The sequence below is a fragment of the Gluconobacter sp. GP1 genome, assembly GCF_032913585.1.
Classification (GTDB): domain Bacteria; phylum Pseudomonadota; class Alphaproteobacteria; order Acetobacterales; family Acetobacteraceae; genus Gluconobacter; species Gluconobacter cerinus.
In genome coordinates this window covers 828,378-847,307 of the sequence record NZ_JASGXC010000001.1, presented here as the reverse complement: position 1 = coordinate 847,307, position 18,930 = coordinate 828,378, and the positions used below count along the sequence as shown (strand labels likewise).

At 57.4% G+C, this 18,930-nt stretch carries 20 protein-coding genes and 2 riboswitches; of the genes, 13 read left to right on the top strand and 7 right to left on the bottom strand.

Going from position 1 to position 18,930, the window contains the following annotated elements; genetic code table 11:
- Window positions 1-105 precede the first annotated feature (105 nt).
- Window positions 106-657, top strand: coding sequence for a histidine phosphatase family protein (locus R5H23_RS03815; protein WP_317214423.1), 552 nt, complete (start codon window positions 106-108; stop codon window positions 655-657).
- Here the strand turns inward: R5H23_RS03815 and bluB are convergent.
- The 5 genes from bluB to cobT form a co-directional block, all read right to left on the bottom strand.
- Window positions 647-1,285 (bottom strand): 5,6-dimethylbenzimidazole synthase, encoded by a 639-nt coding sequence (gene bluB / locus R5H23_RS03810; protein ID WP_317214422.1) that lies wholly within the window; start codon window positions 1,283-1,285, stop codon window positions 647-649. The genes R5H23_RS03815 and bluB overlap by 11 nt on opposite strands.
- A gap of 3 nt (window positions 1,286-1,288) precedes the next feature.
- Window positions 1,289-2,026, bottom strand: a complete 738-nt coding sequence (locus R5H23_RS03805; protein WP_317214421.1) for a CbtA family protein — start codon at window positions 2,024-2,026, stop codon at window positions 1,289-1,291.
- 15 nt (window positions 2,027-2,041) lie between these two features.
- A complete protein-coding gene (locus R5H23_RS03800; RefSeq protein ID WP_064274471.1) occupies window positions 2,042-2,266 on the bottom strand; it encodes a CbtB-domain containing protein in 225 nt (74 codons plus the stop codon).
- Between the two features lie 28 nt (window positions 2,267-2,294).
- Window positions 2,295-2,436, bottom strand: a riboswitch (cobalamin riboswitch).
- Window positions 2,433-3,200 (bottom strand): adenosylcobinamide-GDP ribazoletransferase, encoded by a 768-nt coding sequence (gene cobS / locus R5H23_RS03795; protein WP_317214420.1) that lies wholly within the window; start codon window positions 3,198-3,200, stop codon window positions 2,433-2,435. Its footprint overlaps the riboswitch before it by 4 nt.
- Complete coding sequence (gene cobT / locus R5H23_RS03790) at window positions 3,197-4,240, bottom strand: nicotinate-nucleotide--dimethylbenzimidazole phosphoribosyltransferase (protein WP_317214607.1); 1,044 nt, start codon at window positions 4,238-4,240, stop codon at window positions 3,197-3,199. The genes cobS and cobT overlap by 4 nt, the downstream gene beginning before the upstream one ends.
- Window positions 4,241-4,285: 45 nt before the next feature.
- Between cobT and cobU the strand changes: the two genes are divergently transcribed.
- The 8 genes from cobU (at window position 4,286) to cobJ (ending at window position 13,368) form a co-directional block, all read left to right on the top strand.
- The gene (gene cobU, locus R5H23_RS03785; protein ID WP_317214605.1) at window positions 4,286-4,846 is read left to right on the top strand and encodes a bifunctional adenosylcobinamide kinase/adenosylcobinamide-phosphate guanylyltransferase; all 561 of its coding nucleotides are present in this window, start codon (window positions 4,286-4,288) and stop codon (window positions 4,844-4,846) included.
- Between the two features lie 37 nt (window positions 4,847-4,883).
- A riboswitch (cobalamin riboswitch) is annotated at window positions 4,884-5,122 on the top strand.
- A gap of 120 nt (window positions 5,123-5,242) precedes the next feature.
- Window positions 5,243-5,656 (top strand): DUF1636 domain-containing protein, encoded by a 414-nt coding sequence (locus R5H23_RS03780; RefSeq protein ID WP_317214419.1) that lies wholly within the window; start codon window positions 5,243-5,245, stop codon window positions 5,654-5,656.
- Complete coding sequence (gene cobW, locus R5H23_RS03775) at window positions 5,653-6,705, top strand: cobalamin biosynthesis protein CobW (RefSeq protein ID WP_317214418.1); 1,053 nt, start codon at window positions 5,653-5,655, stop codon at window positions 6,703-6,705. Before R5H23_RS03780 ends, cobW begins: the two co-directional genes overlap by 4 nt.
- A 4-nt stretch (window positions 6,706-6,709) precedes the next feature.
- The gene (cobN, locus tag R5H23_RS03770; RefSeq protein ID WP_317214417.1) at window positions 6,710-10,078 is read left to right on the top strand and encodes a cobaltochelatase subunit CobN; all 3,369 of its coding nucleotides are present in this window, start codon (window positions 6,710-6,712) and stop codon (window positions 10,076-10,078) included.
- Entirely contained in the window at window positions 10,075-11,259 is a 1,185-nt protein-coding gene (gene cobG / locus R5H23_RS03765; RefSeq protein ID WP_317214416.1) for a precorrin-3B synthase, read from the top strand. Before cobN ends, cobG begins: the two co-directional genes overlap by 4 nt.
- Window positions 11,256-11,897 carry a precorrin-8X methylmutase gene (locus R5H23_RS03760; RefSeq protein WP_317214415.1) on the top strand — a complete coding sequence of 214 codons (642 nt, stop codon included), beginning with the start codon at window positions 11,256-11,258 and terminating at the stop codon, window positions 11,895-11,897. The genes cobG and R5H23_RS03760 overlap by 4 nt, the downstream gene beginning before the upstream one ends.
- Window positions 11,894-12,619: a precorrin-2 C(20)-methyltransferase gene (locus tag R5H23_RS03755; RefSeq protein WP_317214414.1), complete on the top strand. Its 726-nt coding sequence runs from the start codon at window positions 11,894-11,896 to the stop codon at window positions 12,617-12,619. Before R5H23_RS03760 ends, R5H23_RS03755 begins: the two co-directional genes overlap by 4 nt.
- On the top strand, window positions 12,616-13,368 hold the full coding sequence (gene cobJ, locus R5H23_RS03750) for a precorrin-3B C(17)-methyltransferase (RefSeq protein ID WP_317214413.1): 753 nt from the start codon (window positions 12,616-12,618) through the stop codon (window positions 13,366-13,368). The genes R5H23_RS03755 and cobJ overlap by 4 nt, the downstream gene beginning before the upstream one ends.
- On the opposite strand, the gene R5H23_RS03745 is transcribed toward cobJ, so the two are convergent.
- Window positions 13,341-14,102, bottom strand: coding sequence for a cobalt-precorrin-6A reductase (locus R5H23_RS03745; RefSeq protein WP_317214412.1), 762 nt, complete (start codon window positions 14,100-14,102; stop codon window positions 13,341-13,343). The genes cobJ and R5H23_RS03745 overlap by 28 nt on opposite strands.
- 29 nt (window positions 14,103-14,131) lie before the next feature.
- Here R5H23_RS03745 and cbiE point away from each other — a divergent pair, with 29 nt between their 5' ends.
- The 3 genes from cbiE to cobM are packed head-to-tail and all read left to right on the top strand — an operon-like array spanning window position 14,132 to window position 16,498.
- Window positions 14,132-15,352, top strand: a complete 1,221-nt coding sequence (cbiE, locus tag R5H23_RS03740; RefSeq protein ID WP_317214411.1) for a precorrin-6y C5,15-methyltransferase (decarboxylating) subunit CbiE — start codon at window positions 14,132-14,134, stop codon at window positions 15,350-15,352.
- Entirely contained in the window at window positions 15,349-15,717 is a 369-nt protein-coding gene (locus R5H23_RS03735) for a cobalamin biosynthesis protein (RefSeq protein ID WP_086634670.1), read from the top strand. Before cbiE ends, R5H23_RS03735 begins: the two co-directional genes overlap by 4 nt.
- Before the next feature lie 13 nt (window positions 15,718-15,730).
- A complete protein-coding gene (gene cobM, locus R5H23_RS03730) occupies window positions 15,731-16,498 on the top strand; it encodes a precorrin-4 C(11)-methyltransferase (RefSeq protein ID WP_317214410.1) in 768 nt (255 codons plus the stop codon).
- Here the strand turns inward: cobM and R5H23_RS03725 are convergent.
- Complete coding sequence (locus R5H23_RS03725; RefSeq protein WP_408874331.1) at window positions 16,462-17,550, bottom strand: cobalt-precorrin-5B (C(1))-methyltransferase; 1,089 nt, start codon at window positions 17,548-17,550, stop codon at window positions 16,462-16,464. The genes cobM and R5H23_RS03725 overlap by 37 nt on opposite strands.
- 62 nt (window positions 17,551-17,612) lie before the next feature.
- Between R5H23_RS03725 and R5H23_RS03720 the strand changes: the two genes are divergently transcribed.
- Window positions 17,613-18,929, top strand: a complete 1,317-nt coding sequence (locus R5H23_RS03720; RefSeq protein ID WP_317214408.1) for a cobyrinate a,c-diamide synthase — start codon at window positions 17,613-17,615, stop codon at window positions 18,927-18,929.
- The last annotated feature ends 1 nt before the right edge of the window (window position 18,930 follow it).

The window sequence follows — 18,930 nt, the reverse complement described above, 5'->3', positions numbered from 1 at the left end:
CGAGATGAGGCACACCTTACACATCGGATTGCTGATCAGGAAATGGCATAAAATCATCGGACTGGCTGGTTGACGGAAAACGCGTGGCACCCCCATCTACGATTAATGACCACTCTTACCATTCCGGTTCTCCTGTCCCGCCATCCTCCCGTTGAGGGGAGTGAAGGCCTTTGTTATGGGCGACAGGAGATGGAACTCAGAGCGGGGTGGGAGGCTCAGGCCGCTGGCCTGCTGACCCTCGCAAAGGGCGCCGGCTGTTCAGTCATCTACACGTCACCATCGGCCCGGTGTCTGTCTGTCGCGCGAAGACTTGAGGCGCAGACCGGGTGGCCGCTGCGTTTGGATGACCGGCTACTGGAGCTAAATTTTGGCCAGTGGGAAGGGCTATCCTGGAATGTTGTGCCGCGTGTGGCTCTCGATAGCTGGGCCGACGATCCTGAAGGGTTTTCTCCCCCAAAAGGTGAAAGTGGGCGAGCGCTACAAGAGCGTGTGCAGTCTTTCTGGGCAGACCTCGTTCAGGCTGGAGAGGCCGCATTAGTCATTTCGCACGGCGGCCCACTTCGTCTCCTTGATGGGCTTGCCAAAGGAGAGAGGGCCAACCTGCTAGCACCTTCAATGCCGCAGGGCAGCAGCAGGCTCCATTACGTCAGCGTTTGATCCACTGACGTCGGTCCGGGTTTCTTGTTTCCCAGCCCATGCGCTCCAGTTCTGGCGTTTTGGCATGTGCTGCGGGGTATCCGATGCAAAGATACGCGATAAGGTTCCATCCCGGCTCGGCATCGAGAAGGTCCGACACGTGCTCGGGCTCAAGAATGGAGACCCAGCCCAGCCCAACACCTGCCGCCGTTGCAGCCAGCCAGAACGTATGGATAGCCATCACAGCGGACCAGGTCGTTGTTTCCGGCATGGTCGCGCGACCGAGGCCATGCCCTTGATCCGGGAATGTTTCGCAGAAGACTGCGACATGATGCGGGGCATCATCTAATCCGGCCAGTTTGAGCGTCGCATAGGAAGCTGCTTGTTCGCCTTCATATCCCTGAAGGGCTTCCCGGTTACAGGTTTCAAAGCTCTTCCGAACGGCTGCTTTTCGCTCTGGGGTTTCAACGAGCACGAAGCGCCAGGGCTCACTCAAACCAACGGAAGGCGCCAGGGTCGATGCATACAGGAGATCATCGAGCACCGATGCGGGCAGAGGGTTCCGTTGAAAATGTCGCGCATCCCGGCGCCATGTGAAAAGGCGCTCCAGATCTTTTCTGAAATCGTCTGAAAAGGCTGGTGCCGTCATGGTTTATCCGTTGCGTGCAAAAGGTTTGTCAGCGCCCGCCGTCAGGACACGGGATGCCAGAGGCCCGAAGAGCAGTCCGATCGTCGCCCACAGAACGATCTGCATCCCAAAGGCTGCCTCGCGGAAACGCCAGAGCACTGTTGCCGGGAAATCTGCTGGAACTTCATTGATATCAGGCATACCAGCTTGTACGGCGGCCACCAGAATGATGAAGACACCGAGGGAGGCTAGCACTCCGTTCCAGTGGCCCAGGCGCCGGATGAGTGGTCGGCTGACCATATAGGATGCAGCTGCCGCGCAAAGCGACAGAGCGATCATACCGAAATAGGCTCCGGTTCGTAGGCCAATGGTGGATGGGAGGCCAACGGCAGGGGGATTGGGAGGATATTTCAGGTCTGGCACCAGCACGAACACAACGAATGCTGCGGCTGCCAGAAGTGCAGATAAGGCTCGCGGCGAAAAGCGGCCTATGCGACCGTACACAAAAGCAAAAATAGTCGCGAAAATGCCGCCGTAAGCCGCGCCATACATCACGGCAGCGGTGAGAAGCCCGAAAGACGCCTGTATGCCTCGGCTGATAATTTCCGGTTCAGGCGGCTCGCCAGCAGCGAGGTCTTTCGCGCTCTCGAATGCAATTGCAAGATTGACCTGCGGCTCTCCAAAAAAACGCGCAAACACGAACGCAAGCAATGCGGCAGCAATCCCGGCAATCATGCCGCGGCTCAAAAGACGACCTGTCATGAAACTATGCTGCGTTTAATGGCAGGGGAAGCCGAGAAGATGGCGCCCATCATGAACAAATTCATGGACCGCATGGCCTGAGATCAGAGACGTCGCGCCTTGTTCTGCACCAACAAAATAAAGCAGCAAAAGGCTGAGTACGACCGTAAATGCAGCCCATGGAAGGAGCGTGCGGATCGGCAGCGCAACCGGTGCGGCGATGCTGGCGGGCAGGTGGGACGGGGAAAGGCTCTGGCTCATAATAGGCTCCGCTGGAAAAGCGCGTTCTGCGGTGGAAAATTGATAAAGGAGGTCTGGCTTCGCAACGTGATTTCACGAGCATTACAGTGGCGCGACCGCACCGGATTTGCACCGGTTTCTCCCTGCTTTCGCTAACAGGCAGGATGTAACCTTTCATGCGGGAGTGTCAACTTTTCCATGCTGAGGCTAGCACTGTCAGGAGAACGCACTCAGCGAGACTGGCCGTTGCTCCGAGTACGTCTCCTGTATAGCCGCCGAGCAGTTTCCGGGCTACGGCACGAACTCCAAGCATCGTGCACAGTGCAGCAAGAATAGTCTGAAGACCTAGGTGTGCGGGGAGGCAAATCACCGTCACGCAAAAGCCAGAGAACAAGGCGCCCAGTAGCTGATCCCGTGTCAGGTTGGAGAGCTGCTGTGCCAACCCATTGTCACGAGCAGGCTTTGTGAGGAACGTCAGGAGTGGGAGTACCGCGCGGGATAGCGCTCCCGTTACAGCCATTGCCGGCAAGATCATTGAAGGAGGCAGCGCTGCTAACGTCGTAACGCGGACGATTAAACTGATGACCAAAGCTAACGCCCCATAGCTGCCGATACGACTATCGCGCATGATGGTCAGGCGCTTTTCGGGAGTATGGCCCCCGCCACAGCCGTCCGCCATATCCGCCAGTCCGTCTTCGTGCAGGCCTCCGGTTAAGAGAATTTGTAGGCCGACACTCCAGGCAGCAGCTACCAGAGGGGGAACACTCAAGGCGCTCAGCAGTAAGAACACTGATGCGCTGAGAATACCGACAAGCGCCCCAACCAGGGGCCAACACCAGACAGACCGCGCCAGAGACCAGTCCTGTCCGCTGACGCGTAGCCATCCCAAGGGAAGGCGGGTCAGCAGGCCCGCACCACAGGCAATGTCTTCTCGAATGGTGCGCCAAAGCCTCATTGAATGGAGACGTCTGATTGGGAAACGGCAGCCTCTGCGAACGTCGCCATACCGTTGTGGCAGGCCAATGCCGCTCTGAGGACGGGAATGGCAACCGCAGACCCAGATCCCTCTCCAAGGCGCAAGCCCAGGTCCAGTATTGGTTTCAGCCTGAGGGCATCTGCCAGCCTGCGGTGACCAGCCTCAGCGGAACAATGCGAGAGCTGTGTGTGGTCGAGTGCTGAGGCGGTCAGTTTGATCAATGGCAGCACGGCTGCGGTACAGACAAAGCCGTCAAGCAGAACCGGGATACGATGGTGTCTGGCGGCCAGAACACTTCCCAGTATGGCGGCCAGTTCGTAACCACCCAGACAACGTGCGGTATCCAAGGGGTCGTTAAGTGACGCCGCGTGCAGACACAGGGCCTCATCAATAACAGAAGCCTTGAGGTTGACGCCCGCCTGATCGAGACCCGTGCCACGTCCTGCCCAGTCTGCGCCAGTGCCTCCTAGAAGGGCAGCACAGAGTGCGGCGGAGGGGGTTGTATTGCCAATACCCATTTCGCCTGGGCAAAACAGATCCAGCATGGGGGATACAGCGGTGTATCCGACCGAGACCGCGTCAAGGAATTCGTTTTCGCCCATAGCTGGGGTCGCGGTAAAATCTGCTGTGGCCATTAGATTTCGGACGGGCACAACAGCAAGGTCCGCACCAGCATTTCGGGCAAGCTGATTGATTGCTGCGCCGCCACGCTGGAAATTCGACACCATCTGGGCTGTCACATCCGCAGGCCACGGAGATACCCCCCGGCGGACCACACCATGATTCCCTGCGAAAATCGTTATCTGAACGTGCTCTAGCGTTGGTTTCTGATGGCCCTGCCATTCACCGAGCCAAATGGATAGCTCTTCCAACCGCCCGAGGCTGCCGGGAGGTTTGGTCAGAGTTGCGTCTCGCTCCGCTATCAGGGCGGCGACTTTTGGGTCGGGTTCTGGAAGTGACAGGCAGGCAGTGCGAAGTTCTGCCATGCTGGCGAAAGGGGGCTGACAGGACGAGGGCATGATGTGCGGTGGCATGACAGGTCTTTTGTGCTGTTATCAGTGACCATGCAAGAAGAAGGCGCAGGAGATATTGTGGCACAGACCATCACGCAAACAGGACTACCGGATGTGTCACTGGTCCTCGGGGGCGCCAGGTCAGGAAAAAGCAGGATCGCTGAGGCAATCATCACTGGTCTTCCGGCCCCTTGGGTTTATCTCGCGACCGGTCGGGCTTTTGATGAAGAAATGCAGGCCAGGATAGATTTGCATCGTACCACCCGTGGGAACAAAGGGTGGCGCACAGTTGAAGAGCCATTTGATATCGCTGGTGTTTTACAGGTCGAGCAGGGCGCGCCAGTCCTGGTTGATTGCCTGACTTTGTGGCTGACAAATCTCATTCTGGAAGATCGTAATGTACACGCCGCGACGAAAGATCTTCTCGAGGCGTTGCAAACACGGAAAGGCCGGACCGTTCTTGTGGGCAACGAGGTAGGGCTCGGAATTGTCCCGGACAATGCCCTGGCTCGTCGTTTCCGCGATGAAGCGGGCCTTCTTCATCAGAAGATCGCCGCAGTCGCCGGAGAAGTGCTGTTTGTGGCGGCGGGTTTGTCTTTGAAAATGAAATAAGCCCATTTCCCGGGCTTTGACACGCTTTCATCCCAGAGATAGGAGAGTGTTTGATGGTTCCTCTGAGAAGAGGATGAAAAGGGAAGCTGGTGCGGCCTTAGAAGTAGGTCAAACCCGGCACTGCCCCCGCAACTGTGGACGGTTTTCTGTCCTGCCAGTCTTTCTTTCAGGAAAGGCAGCCACTGGATTTCGATCTGGGAAGGCCCGGTGGGAGAGGAGGTGCTAATGGCGCCTCAGCCGTGAGTCAGGAGACCTGCCATCTGAGCCAAGTGTCATGATCCGGCGGGGTGCCCGGACTGTGAGGGCGCGCCATCATGTGCGTGTCACTTTCGCGATTGCGAAGGCCTTTCATCGCGCCTTTTGTTATGCCGTTGTGGCTGCAAGAGAGACGAAACCATGGCAGATCCACTGCCTCATGCTGAAGCGGGCCAGTCATCCGTTTCGCCAGTTTTCCACGTCTGTGTGACGTGTCGTCGCGGTCTACCGGTTGGGAATGATCCTGTTCAGGGGCGACAGCTCTACGATGCCTTGCTTGGCCAGGCTGCTGAAGGTGATTTCAGCGTCCAGCCCGTTGAATGTATGGCAGCCTGTAGCCGAGGCTGTATTGCCACGCTTTCCATGCCGGAAAAATGGACTTTTGTTCTAGGTGAACTTGGTCCGGAAAAGCTGTCTGACCTGCTGGCTTACCTCCAGCTTTACCGAGCATCGAAAACCGGAACAGTGATGCCGTCAAAGCGACCCGCATCGCTTTCTGATATGGTTATCGCCCGACTTCCATTTTCATTGTCTGCTTCACAGGAACTTTCATGATGTCCCAGACTGTTTCAGGCTCCGGTCGCAAGATTCCGGTTACGATCATCACGGGTTTTCTGGGGGCAGGGAAAACAACCCTTCTGCGAAATCTTCTCGCACAGGCTGATGGACGCCGTATTGCGATCGTCGTTAACGAGTTCGGTTCACTTGGGATTGACGGTGAAATTCTACGGTCTTGCGGGATCGAAGGATGTGCTGACGAGGATATCGTCGAACTCACCAACGGATGTCTCTGCTGCACGGTTGCAGACGACTTCATTCCGACCATGGGGGCTCTGATCGATCGTCCTGATCCGCCAGAGCACATCGTGATCGAGACATCTGGCCTTGCGCTGCCCAAGCCTCTTCTCAAGGCATTCAGCTGGCCCGGGATCCGTACCCGCATGACCGTTGATGGTGTGATTACGCTTGTGGACGCACCTGCTGTCGCCGCGGGTCGCTTTGCCGACGATCCGGAAGCTGTTGCTGCACAGCAGGCTGCTGACCCTTCTCTGGATCATGATAATCCGTTGGCTGAAGTCTATGAAGATCAGTTGAATGCGGCAGATCTGATTGTTCTGAACAAGACTGATCTTCTGGACGAAGCCGGGATTGATGCGGTTGAGAAGGGTATTACCGAGGCCGTGCCGCGGAAAGTTATTACGCTGCGGGCAGTAGAGGGACGACTGGACCCCGCTGTTCTGCTGGGAATTGGTGCCGGTGCCGAGGACGATCTTCAAGCGCGTCCGTCCAATCATGATGGCGCAGATGACCACGAACATGATGACTTCGAGAGTTTCGTCGTGGTCCTTCCAGAGCAGAAAAGTGCTGAAGCATTACTCAAACGCCTGAGCGAGGTTGCGGGGCAATTCGATATCCTCCGCATGAAAGGCTTTGCAGCCGTGCAGGGCAAGAAAATGCGATTGGCCGTGCAGGGTGTCGGGACCCGTTTCCGTCATGAATTTGATGTGCCTCTCGCAGATGCAGGCCGGGACGGGCGCCTCGTCGTAATTGGCCAGACAGGCCTGGATCGCGCAGCCATCGAAGCCGCATTGCTGGCGGACTGACCTGATGCATCTGCTTGTCCGGGAACGACACGGAATAGACGATCAGGACGTGGCCGAGGATCTCGGTCATGCGCCTGCTGACGTCGTGTTTCTGTCCTTCTCGGATAGCGATCTTCTGGCGCTTGAGCGGGCGTACTCCAATCTGAATGAGCAGACCCCGAACGGCGCAGGTTTTTCGCTGCGGCTGGTCAATCTTGCTCGCCTCCGACACCCCATGTCGGTCGATTTATATATTGAGCAGACCATAGCATCGTCCCGATGCGTCATCGCACGGCTTCTTGGTGGGGTGGATTACTGGCGCTATGGGGCGGAAGAACTCCGGAATTTTTGTAGCAGGAACAGCATTCCACTGGCTCTGTTGCCCGGAGATGCCCGTCAGGATGCACGGCTTGAAGAGTGGTCGAGCGTCGAAGCCGAAAAGCATTCCAGACTTACGGGGTTTCTGAGGGAAGGTGGTCCTGAGAATGCACGTCGTGCCCTTTTGCTCATGGCTCATCTTGCCGGATATGGAGATGACGTTTCAGGGCAACCCGCGGCGCTCCCCCCAGCTGGAATTTATCGCCAGACGACAGCGGATTTTTCTTTAAGAGCCACAATCGTTTTCTACCGCGCTCACCTTCTGGCTGCAGATACAGCAGCGATTGACGGTCTTGCCGATGAACTGGAAAAGTCCGGGGTCGCGACAGATGTTCTATATGTCGCATCGCTGAAGAACCCGGATGTTGCCGAGTGGATTCAGCGCCGGCTGATTGAAACTCAGCCAGACATTATTCTGAACGCGACCTTCTTTTCTGCGCGCGGAAAAGAGGGGGCATCTCCTCTTGATATTGCTGCTGTTCCCGTTCTTCAGGTTTTGCAGCCTGGTGTGACAGCATCGGCATGGGCTGAGAGCGGGCGCGGCCTCTCGCAGTCCGACCTCGCGATGCAGGTCGTTTTGCCAGAACTTGATGGGCGAATTTCTTCGTCTCCGATCTCCTTCAAATCCGAAACAGTCCCGGGGGATGCGGCAAGGCATATGCCCTTTCAACCGGGTATTGCCGCTGCTGCAGAGCAAGCTCACGCATGGGCAAGGCTCAAGAAAACACCTTCGCGCGAGAAGCGTCTTGCGATTGTCCTTTCTGATTATCCCGGTGCAGATGGACAGACTGCACACGCTGTCGGGTTAGATACTTTTGATAGCCTTGAATCCATCCTTCGTGCCTTGAAACAGGTAGGGTATGACTGTGGATCTGCTAAAAGTCCCGCCAGCAGGGCGTTGGTGGGAGCTTTGTGTGACGACCTGCCACAGCCCTGTTTGTCTCTGAACGATTATAACGAACTCTTTGCGCGCTTGCCCGCTCCCTTCCGGGACGCTGTGACACAGAGTTGGGGCACCTCTGCGGAAGACCCCGCCGTTCAGGACGGTTCATTTTGTCTTAAATTTGTGGCGCTGGGTAACATCGTAGTCGCTGTCCAGCCCGATCGTGGCAGCGCGCAGGACCGTAAAGCCCAGTACCACGACCCTGATACACCTCCACGCCACGCCTATATCGCGTTCCACCTCTGGCTACGTCATGTCTGCCAGACAGATGCCATGGTTCATCTTGGAACGCATGGCACTCTAGAATGGCTGCCTGGCAACGCTGTGGCGCTTTCCAATCAGTGCGCTCCCGCCGTTCTTCGCGGCGCTTTGCCGGTTCTGTATCCCTTTATCGTCAACAATCCGGGAGAAGCAGCTTCGGCGAAACGTCGTCTCGGCGCAGTCACCATCGGACATATGACACCGCCTGTTATGAAGGCCGGACTTGATCCGGACATGGCAGAGCTGGAACAACTGATCGATGAGTTTGCAGAGGCGGATGGTCTGGACAGGCGTCGTGGCGCCATTCTGAAGCGCGATATTCTGGACCGAGCCACGCGAATGGGGCTTTTGAGCGAAAGTGGCGTCAAAGCGGGGGAAGGTGACGAAGCAGAGGCTCTGGCGCGGCTGGATGCTTATCTATGTGATGTGAAGGACCTTCAGATCCGTGATGGTCTGCATGTTTTTGGTCAAGTAGCACCGCATGCCGAGAAATTGGCCGAAATGGTGTCTTCTGTCGCACAGGTGCCCCAGCAAACGGTTGCTACTCTGATCGAAGCCAGCGCAGATGCGGAAATGAAGGCACTTCTGGCTGGGCTGGAAGGACGGTTCATTCAACCCGGGCCGTCTGGTGCTCCGACACGTGGGCGAGTGGAAGTTCTGCCGACCGGGCGCAATCTTTTCACGCTTGACCCGAGAGCTGTTCCCACGGCTTCTGCGGTAGAGCTTGCCCGAACGCAGGCTAAGCAGATCCTGCTGTGTCACTTGCAGAACGAGGGCGAGCCGCTTCAAAGCATCGTTATAGATCTGTGGGGTTCCTCCACCCTGCGCACGGGGGGAGAGGATCTGGCACTGGCTCTGATCCTGATGGGAGTTGAGCCAACGTGGGATGCGTCGAGCGGTCGTGTATCAGGATTTGAAATTACGCCACTGGCTGTTCTCGATCGTCCGCGTGTCGATGTGACCCTTCGAATTTCAGGATTGTTCCGGGACGCTTTTCCGGCACAGATTTCTCTTTTCGATCAGGTGGTTGAAGCTGTTTCCTGTTTGGAGGAAGGCGAGGAATGGAACCCGTTGTCTGCCCGTGTGAGAAATCTGGAGGGTGAGGCCCGAAAAATTGCTGGAGCGCGGATTTTTGGTGCAGCGCCCGGTACGTACGGGACAGGCATTGAAGACGCTCTCACGCGGAGTAACTGGGAAGAACGATCTGATCTTGGCCAGTCCTATCTGGATGGCAACGACTGGATGTATGGTGGCGGTCGTGACGGGACACGTAGCAGCGCAGCATTGGCCCAAAATCTGGCACGGGCAGATGCAATCCTGCATGTGCAGGACCATGCAGAGACGGATATTCTCGAAAGCCCGGATTTTGCTGCTCATGAGGGTGGACTTGCAGCGGCGGCGGCTCTGCTAGGGGCCGATCCCGTCCTTTGGCATGGCGACACGTCCCATGCGGATGCGCCCCGTCTTCGAAGAGTTGAAGACGAAGTGAAGCGCATCGTTCGAGGGCGTCTGGCCAATCCCCGTTGGCTGGCCGGAATGCAGCGGCATGATTATCGGGGAGGTGCGGAAATTGCCCGGGGGCTGGACGCGCTCTGCGCTTTCGCCGCGACCCTTTCTGTTCGGTTTGACCAACAGTTTGACTTGGTATTTGCCGCAACGCTTGGCGATGACACCTGTGATGCTTTCCTGAAAAGCGCTAACCCTCAGGCACGTCAGGCAATGCGCACGCGGTTCCAGGATATGATCCGTCGAGGCCTCTGGCACCCGCGCCTGAATAGCGTCTCTGCGATGTTGGAGAGTGGGAGCGAATGACAGTTTCCCCCCTTGTTCGCGGCTGGTGTCCGGATATGTTCGCGCCGATGGAAGCGCGAGATGGATTTCTGGTCCGTATCCGTTCCCCGCTCGGTGGTTTTGAGGGGCCACAAGTGCTGGCGATTGCAGATTTGGCACGACGTTTCGGAAACGGGGTTGTTGAGCTGACCAATCGTGGCAACGTGCAGTTACGGGGATTTTCTTCGACAAGTGCAAAACTCGCGTTAGAAAGCGCACTGGCGGAGGGGCTTGTAGATCCTGATCCAGCAAAAGAGCGCCGAAGGGCCATTCTGGTTTCACCCCTTGCTGGCTTGGATCCTGCATGTAATCCGGAGACGTTGGACGTCGCCCAATCGCTTCAGACGGCGCTTCTCGAAGAAAACGCATTGTCGGCGCTGAGCGGCAAGTTCGGTTGGGCCGTTGATGGTGGCGGGTATGTTCCAGAAGGCACGTTATCAGCGGATATTGCCCTTCAGTCCCGCCCGGATGGATGGTCAGTTGTCTGTGGCGCTATAGCGACCAGAGCTCTTGATAACGATGTGGCTGTCAGAGCAGCCGTGGTGATGTCCCGGATTTGTGCAGAAAATTCTGACCTTGGCCGACCATCGCGAGACACCGATACAGCAGCATTCGTCCTCGCGAAGGCCGGGCTAGAGGGCATTCCGTGCAAACGGCAGGGTATTCGTCCGGTGTCTCTCATAGGTCCCCTGCCGGGGAAGGTCATGGGCGTTGGTGTGCCATTCGGCCGATGCCATGCCAAAGACTTTGAAGTTCTTGCAGAGCTTACCGGGACATCACGGCTGCGGGTTACACCTTGGCGTAGTGTTCTTCTGCCACAGCAGGACGGAACATGGCCCGGCTTCATCACCAGTTCGGTAGATCCATTGTTGCGAGTGGAAGCCTGTATTGGTCGTGCCGGATGTGCGAAAGCCACCGCAGATGTTGTCGGGACAGCCTTGGCTCTGGCATCTGATGTGCCGCCCGGCTGTGTGCTGCATGTTTCAGGCTGCATAAAGGGGTGTGCGCATCCCCGTGCGGCAGATATGACGCTCGTTGCCGATGACGGGCATTATGAGGTTGTGCGCAATGGGCGCACAACAGACACGCCAGCATGGCACAACAGGGATATTCCGCAGATACGGGCCTTGTTGCGTCATGAATTGAAGGAGACACAGGTTTGAGCGCCGGACCCTCTTCCTACGACTATATTCGGGATGGCGCGGCCATTTATGCCCGGTCCTTCGCAACGATCCGTGCAGAGGCCGATCTGTCGGGTTTTACGCCTGAACAGTCCAAGATTGCAGTGCGTATTATCCATGCATGCGGAATGGTGGAGGTCGCAGCATCAGTCGCCATGACGGCTGATCTTGTTAGCAAAGCGCGTGCAGCGTTGCAGGCGGGTAAGCCAATCCTGTGTGATTCCGAGATGGTCGCCCATGGTGTTACGCGCGCCCGGTTGCCAGCCAATAATGCCGTTATCTGCACGTTGCGTGATGAACGGACGCCAGATCTTGCCAAGCAAATTGGCAATACGCGCTCTGCCGCAGCTCTTGATCTTTGGGGTGATCAGATTGAAGGAGCTGTTGTAGCGATCGGGAACGCCCCGACAGCGCTTTTTCATCTTCTTGAGCTCATTGATGCAGGTGGCCCGCGCCCCGCGGCAATTATCGGTATGCCCGTTGGCTTTGTGGGGGCCGCAGAGTCCAAGGATGCACTGGCGGCGCGGCCTGACCTTGCGCATGTCATCGTACGTGGCCGGCTGGGCGGAAGCGCCATGGCTGCCGCTGCCCTGAACGCTCTTGCCAGCGAGGCGGAATGACAGCTGCAACAGTTTACGTCGTCGGCGTAGGGCCGGGTGATCCGGAACTTATGACGCTCAAGGCAGCGCGGGTCATTTCAACAGCTCCCGTCATCGCCTATTTCTGCCGTCATGACAAAATGGGTCATGCGCGGAAAATCGCTGACACGCATATTACGTCGGGCACGAAAGAGCTGCGTTTTGCGTACCCCTTTACGACGGAGCGCCTCGTTAATGATCCGTCCTACCATCCTGATATGTCGTCGTTTTACGATGAGTGTGCGAAGCAGATTGCGGTCGAGATAGAAGCTGGCCGGAGCGTTGCTCTTCTTTGTGAGGGGGATCCGTTTCTGTATGGGTCCGCCATGTATGTGTTTGATCGGCTTGAGACTGTCGGACCCTGCGAAGTCATTCCCGGAATCACAGGAATGAGTGGATGCTGGACGCAGGCGGCACTCCCCATGACGCATGGTGATGATGTCTTGTGCGTCCTGCCTGCCACTATGCCGGAAGATGATCTGGCTCAGTGGCTGAAGCAGGCTGATGCGGCCGTTGTGATGAAACTGGGACGCAATCTTCCGAAGCTTCGCACAGCACTGGAACGCGCGGGGCGATTGCAGGACGCTGTCTATGTGGAGCGGGGGACGCAGGAAGAGGCTCGTGTTCTGCCGTTGAATGACATGGAGGGTGCGGCTCCTTATTTCTCTCTGGCGTTGTTGCCAGGGCGCCGGGGTGTCCGGTGAGCCGGATCTTCGTCATCGGTCTCGGGCCGGGAAAGCCGGGCCAGCGAACGCCTGAGGCTCAAGAGGCACTTGCTCAGGCAACAGACGTTATAGGATATGGGCCATACGTGGATCGTGTGGACCTGCCAGCGCATATTACTCGCCATCCATCGGATAATCGTGTCGAACTGGATCGCGCGCGCCATGCCCTCGAACTTGCGGAGCAGGGGCGTTGTGTGGCGATCGTGTCAGGCGGGGATGCGGGTGTGTTTGGCATGGCAAGTGCCCTGTTTGAAGCCATTGATCATGAACCGGATCGATTGAGTGGCATGAATGTCACGGTCATTCCCGGTGTTTCCGCCGTTCTGGCTGCCGCAGCCCGTATTGGCGCGCCCCTCGGAGGCGATTTCTGCGTCATGTCCCTGTCAGATAATCTTAAGCCTTGGGAGACGGTCTGCCGGCGCCTGACTTTGGCCGCGCAGGCGGGCTTCGTTATTGCGCTCTACAACCCTCGTTCAAAGGCACGTCCCCGGCAGTTGGGCGAGGCTTTCGAAGTGCTGCGTCAGGAATTGTCTGGAACTGTGCCTGTGGCCTTCGCAAGGGCTATTGGAAGAGCTGATGAAAGGCTGCATCTAACGACTCTGAGCGATGCTGATCCCGAACTGGTGGATATGAGTACACTTGTCCTGATCGGGACTACTCTGACACATCGCATCGAGCGGCCGGATGGGCAAGCATGGCTTTACACGTCCCGGTCTGTACCCGCGTGATAATGGCGCTCCAACCAGTCCAGCGCGTCTTCGACCGTCGTGACACTCTCCGCTGGCGGCAGCGTCGGGCGGTTAATCATGATTACGGGCAATTTCAACGCTCTGGCGGCAATCAGCTTGGCAGCCGTCGCATCAGATCCAGCATTCTTAGTGACGAGAACCTGCACCGCATGATCTCTCATGAGCGCGATTTCGCTGTCCACCGTGAACGGAGGGCGGGCGAGCAGCAGCGTGACGTTAGACGGCAGGGACAAGGGATCAGGCTGGTCGATACTGCGCAGAATGTAGTGATGATGCGGAGCCTTCTGGAAGGGCAGCAGGTCCTTGCGGCCCGTCGTCAGAAAGACTGTCTGTGCGGCGGTCCCCAGCGCTTCTACGGCGGCATCAATACTGGGAACGAACGTCCATTGGTCGTCAGGTTGGGCTTCCCAGCTAGGGCGGTCTATCCGAAGCAGAGGAAGGCCCATTCGCTCGCATGCCGTCACGGCGTGTCGGCTCATCTGTGCGGCGAACGGATGGGTCGCGTCCACCACCGCACCAATGTTCTCTATGGCCAAGAACGTTTCCAGCCCCGGAATGCCGCCAAATCCGCCAATTCGCACAGGGATTCCGGGAAGAACTGGATTTTTCGTCACGCCAGCAAGAGAAAAGACTGGCTCGAAATCCTTTCTTTCCGCGAGATGTTGCGCCAGTTGGTTTGCCTGTGTCGTGCCGCCAAGGATCAGAACGCGCATGGACTTGGTTCCTGTGCCGGAGCAGGCCGATGAAGACCCCATGGCTGAGCGTTATCGGAATTGGCGAGGATGGTGTCGAGGGGCTTTCGTCTCTCGCACGTCAGATCGTTCGTCAGGCCGAGTTTGTGATTGGCGGTGAAAGGCATCTTGAACTGGCTGCGAGTTTGATCTCCGGGCAAGCTGAACCTTGGGGTTCACCGTTTTCATCTGGAGTGCGCCGTATTCTTGAACGGCGCGGACAGCCCGTCACCGTCCTCGCATCCGGAGATCCATTCTGCTTTGGTGTGGGAAGCACGTTGGCACGCCATATTCCGCCAGAGGAAATGCTCTGTGTGCCCGCGCCGTCTTCAATATCCTGGGCCTGCGGACGCCTTGGATGGGCTGAACAGGACGTGCGTGTCGTGTCGCTCTGTGGGCGCCCAATTGAGACATTGGTTCCGCACCTTCATCGGACTATGCGGCTGATTGTTTTGTCAGAAGACGGTAGCACGCCGAGAAAAGTCAGTCAGTTTTTGACTGGGCGAGGCTTTGGGCCCTCTCGCATTCATGTCATGGAACGGGTAGGCGGCTTTAATGAGCAGTCGCGTGTAATCGTGGCTTCGGACGGGCTCGAAGATGTCGATCCTCTAAACCTTATGGGAATTGAAATCGAGGCGGCTCCAGGTGCAAGGATGATCCCGCTTTCCAGCGGTTTAGAGGACGATCTGTTTGAGCATGACGGGCAGATTACCAAGCGTGAAATTCGTGCTGTCACGCTTTCAACGTTAGCCCCGCATCCCGAAGAACTCCTCTGGGACATTGGTGGAGGGGCCGGGTCTGTGGCTATTGAGTGGATGCTTCATCATCCCGCCAATCGGGCCATCGTCATTGAGAAAAATCCACTGCGGGCGGCGAGAATAGCGAGAAATGCCCTGAAATTGGGTGTGCCAGGACTAAAGATTGTGGAAGGCACTGCGCCTGATGCTTTGCCTGAACTTGAAAGACCAGACGTCGTTTTCATAGGCGGAGGGCTGGCACAGGTGGATATTTTCACGCAGGCGAGAGCCGCACTTCCCGTTGGCGGACGTCTTGTTGCCAATGCCGTAACTCTGGAAGGGGAAGCGGTTCTATCCGCTCAATATACGCGCTATGGCGGGACGCTAACGCGGATCGGCGTTGAGCGGCTTGATGCTGTCGGTGGGCTGCATGCTTTCCGGCCCGCCATGCGCGTGACGCAATATGCGACAGTGATTTCTGAGGACAGGTTATGATCGTCGCGGGTATCGGCTGTCGACCAAAAGTGGACGAACAATCCCTGCTGGACCTCATCATGCGGGTGACGTCTGGCCGCAGGTTCGATCGGCTTGCTGCTCCAGAGTTCAGAAAAGCGGAGCCAGCTATTCCAGAGCTGGCAAAACGTTTGAATGTTGAGCTTGTGTGGATTGATACTGAAAGCCTGACGGAGCGTCAGGTAGAGTGCGAGACCCATTCCGCAATTGCTTTTGAAAAGACAGGATTCAGCTCTGTGGCGGAGGCTTGCGCGCTGGCTGGTGCCGGGCCAAAAAGCCGTTTGATCGTTATGCGGCAGAGTGGAAAAGACGTGACCTGTGCTCTTGCGCAGTCAGTTGAGACATGAGGAAAGAGAACGGATGACGGTTCATTTTATTGGTGCAGGACCGGGCGCCGCTGATCTTCTGACGCTGCGAGGCCGCGATCTTCTGGCCTCATGTAAAGTCTGTCTGTATGCGGGGTCTATCGTCCCGGCGGAAATGCTGGAGCACTGCCCGCCAGATGCCCGAAAGGTGAACACGGCGCCGTTATCGCTGGACCAGATCGAGCAGGAATACATCCGGGCACACGCTGAAGGGCAGGACGTCGCGCGTCTTCATTCTGGGGATCTGTCTATCTACAGCGCGGTTGCCGAACAGACGCGCCGCCTGGATAGGCTCGGTATTCCCTGGACAATGACGCCGGGAGTGCCTGCATTTGCGGCAGCAGCATCTGTCTTGGGCCGGGAACTCACTGTCCCGGAAGTTGCGCAGACCGTCGTGCTAACTCGCGTCAGTGGCCGAGCGTCTTCCATGCCCGCGCGTGAAACACTGTCAGCCTATGCCGCGACCGGTGCTACGCTGGCCATTCACCTGGCAGTGCATGCGCTGGATCGTATCGTTACGGAGTTGCTGCCACATTATGGGCCAGAGTGCCCTGTGGCCGTGGTGGCACGTGCAAGCTGGCCGGACCAGATGACCATTTGCGGCACGCTTGGAACACTTCTCGAAAAAGCTGCAATTGACCCAGTAGAGCGCACCGCTCTTGTTTTGGTTGGTCCCGCGCTTGCGGTCGATGAATTTCGGGAGAGTGCGCTCTATGACCCGGACTATCAGCGCCGGTTCAGGTCTGGATCATCAGCCGGATGACTGCGTCCTGCGCAGTTGCCTTGTCGGTCAAAAACCATAACGTCCAGAGCGATACTGTTGTCTTCCAGAACGCTGATGGCAAACTGGTACGCAGCCCGTGCGATGTGATCGCCCAGCGGAATATCCTGCGCGGAAGCAAGAAGAAATGCTTCTGCGACCGTAGGGGAAACTGCAATAGCATCGGCCAATTCCGCGCTCGCGCCTGCCTGCGTTGCCAGGGCCGCCAGAGCCGGCATATCTGCGGCCCCTCGCTTGGAGTGCAGATCCATCCGGCCCTGAGCCAGCTTGGTCATCTTGGCGATGCCTCCGCCGATTGTAAGGCGAGGGACCGGGTGTCGACGAATATATTTCAGGACGCCACCTGCAAAGTCACCCATTTCGATCAGCGCTGTTTCAGGCAACTCGTAGAACGCCTGAACAGCACGTTCGGAAACATCTCCTGTGGTCGCGGCCAGATGTGGCAGGTTCAGAGCGCGCGCGACGTCGATCCCACGATGAATGCTGTCAATCCAGGCCGAGCAGGAGAAGGGTACGACAATTCCCGTTGTGCCAAGAATGGACAACCCTCCGACAATGCCCAGCCGACTATTCAGGGTTTTTCTGGCCAGCGTAACGCCATTTTCAACGCTGATTGTGACCTCAGCGGAGGCCCCCTGAAGTGCGAGACGGATCATCTGGCGGGGGACAGGGTTAATGGCTGGTTCACCCGGCGGCAGGGGGAGACCGGGGCGCGTAATTGTTCCAACACCATCGCCTGCGCGAAAAATAATATCTTGCCCCTCAGGCAATTGGCGCACATCTGCGCGGATAAGGGCGCCGTGCGTGACATCGGGGTCGTCTCCGGCATCCTTAACGACCGCTGCCCAGGCGCCCGTTTTGTCCATCCCATGGGCAGCCAGCGCAAACGCCGCCTGTTTGCCGCCGGGCAGCGTGATGGACACGGGATCAGGAAACGTTCCAGTCTGGAGCGCTATCCATGCAGCTTTGGCTGCCGCGGTCGCGCAGCTTCCGGTCGTCCAGCCATATCGCAGAGGGGAGCCTTGGGCAGTCATCGGAGACAGGATACGATATTTCATGCTGAAAGCGAGACATGCCATCGGAAAGGATCGCTGATATGACCCGCGCGATCATGATTGCCGCGCCTCGCTCAGGTGGAGGGAAAACGACTGCCACGCTTGGTATTCTGTCAGCTCTGAGGGCCAGAAATATCGAAATTCAGGCTGCCAAGACAGGCCCGGATTATATTGATCCAGCGTTTCATGAGGTTGTAACCGGGCGTTCCAGCCTGAACCTCGATAGCTGGGTGATGACGCCTGAGCTTCTCGAGAGCATGCTGGCGCGTGCGGCTGAAGGTGCGGATCTTTTGGTTGTTGAATCTGCTATGGGGCTGTTCGACGGCTTGCTGGGGCCTGCTGACGCGCGCGGTGCACCGTCCGATATTGCGGCTCGTTTCGGTATTCCAGTTATTCTTGTGCTGGATGTATCAGGGCAGGGCCAGTCTGCTGCGGCCATTGCTCACGGTTTCGCCACGCTCGATCCCGCTCTGCATGTTGCTGGTGTTATCCTCAATCAGGTTGCGTCCCCACGACATCTGGCTATGGCCCGTGAGGCCATTCTGGCCGCAGGCATCCCCGTTCTGGGTGCATACATGCGGGACACCACCCTGAAACTTCCGGAGCGACATCTTGGCCTTGTGCAGGCACGGGAACAGGACACACTGAAAGACCTTCTTGCTAGCCTGCGGGAGAGGACGGAAGGTTCGCTTGACCTCGATGCCATCATGGCCGCGGCAGCACCTCTCGATATTGAGGATCATGGCTGTGTTGCCACAAGCCCTCCGGGGCAAAGGATTGCGGTTGCCGATGATGCCGCGTTTTCGTTCCTTTATGGGCATGTGGCGCAGAGTTGGAGGAATGCAGGAGCCGAACTTGTTTCGTTTTCTCCGCTGGCAGATCAAGGGCCTGATGAAGACTGTGATGTCTGCTGGCTTCCGGGGGGATATCCAGAATTACATGCTGAACAACTGGCGGCATCCCGTCACTTTCAATCCCGTCTGGTGAAGTTCTCGGAGACACGACCAGTTCATGGAGAATGCGGAGGCTTCATGGCGCTGGGAGAGTTTCTGGAAGATGCAAACGGTGTGACGCATAAGATGGTGGGCCTTCTGGGGCACGGAACCAGCTTTGCAAAGCGTAAAATGAATCTGGGATATCGTGAGGCGATACTGGCAACAGACTGCGCGCTGGGGTCAAAAGGCAGTATCTTTCGGGGACATGAATTTCATTATGCCCGCGTGATCCAGGCCGGAACGGACGAGCCTCTCGCAACCTTGAGAGATGGCTACGGCAATGATCTTGGGATGGCTGGAGGTTGTCGTGGGCTGGTGTCCGGATCATTTTTTCACGTGATGGCACGTAGAGACAGGAAGTGAG

Coding starts and splice junctions, on each gene's coding strand:
- R5H23_RS03815 (WP_317214423.1), top strand. CDS start 106: ATGACCACTCTTACCATTCCGGTTCTCCTGTCCCGCCATCCTCCCGTT.
- bluB (WP_317214422.1), bottom strand. CDS start 1,285: ATGACGGCACCAGCCTTTTCAGACGATTTCAGAAAAGATCTGGAGCGC.
- R5H23_RS03805 (WP_317214421.1), bottom strand. CDS start 2,026: ATGACAGGTCGTCTTTTGAGCCGCGGCATGATTGCCGGGATTGCTGCC.
- R5H23_RS03800 (WP_064274471.1), bottom strand. CDS start 2,266: ATGAGCCAGAGCCTTTCCCCGTCCCACCTGCCCGCCAGCATCGCCGCA.
- cobS (WP_317214420.1), bottom strand. CDS start 3,200: ATGAGGCTTTGGCGCACCATTCGAGAAGACATTGCCTGTGGTGCGGGC.
- cobT (WP_317214607.1), bottom strand. CDS start 4,240: ATGCCCTCGTCCTGTCAGCCCCCTTTCGCCAGCATGGCAGAACTTCGC.
- cobU (WP_317214605.1), top strand. CDS start 4,286: ATGCAAGAAGAAGGCGCAGGAGATATTGTGGCACAGACCATCACGCAA.
- R5H23_RS03780 (WP_317214419.1), top strand. CDS start 5,243: ATGGCAGATCCACTGCCTCATGCTGAAGCGGGCCAGTCATCCGTTTCG.
- cobW (WP_317214418.1), top strand. CDS start 5,653: ATGATGTCCCAGACTGTTTCAGGCTCCGGTCGCAAGATTCCGGTTACG.
- cobN (WP_317214417.1), top strand. CDS start 6,710: ATGCATCTGCTTGTCCGGGAACGACACGGAATAGACGATCAGGACGTG.
- cobG (WP_317214416.1), top strand. CDS start 10,075: ATGACAGTTTCCCCCCTTGTTCGCGGCTGGTGTCCGGATATGTTCGCG.
- R5H23_RS03755 (WP_317214414.1), top strand. CDS start 11,894: ATGACAGCTGCAACAGTTTACGTCGTCGGCGTAGGGCCGGGTGATCCG.
- R5H23_RS03745 (WP_317214412.1), bottom strand. CDS start 14,102: ATGCGCGTTCTGATCCTTGGCGGCACGACACAGGCAAACCAACTGGCG.
- cbiE (WP_317214411.1), top strand. CDS start 14,132: ATGAAGACCCCATGGCTGAGCGTTATCGGAATTGGCGAGGATGGTGTC.
- R5H23_RS03735 (WP_086634670.1), top strand. CDS start 15,349: ATGATCGTCGCGGGTATCGGCTGTCGACCAAAAGTGGACGAACAATCC.
- cobM (WP_317214410.1), top strand. CDS start 15,731: ATGACGGTTCATTTTATTGGTGCAGGACCGGGCGCCGCTGATCTTCTG.
- R5H23_RS03725 (WP_408874331.1), bottom strand. CDS start 17,550: ATGACTGCCCAAGGCTCCCCTCTGCGATATGGCTGGACGACCGGAAGC.
- R5H23_RS03720 (WP_317214408.1), top strand. CDS start 17,613: ATGACCCGCGCGATCATGATTGCCGCGCCTCGCTCAGGTGGAGGGAAA.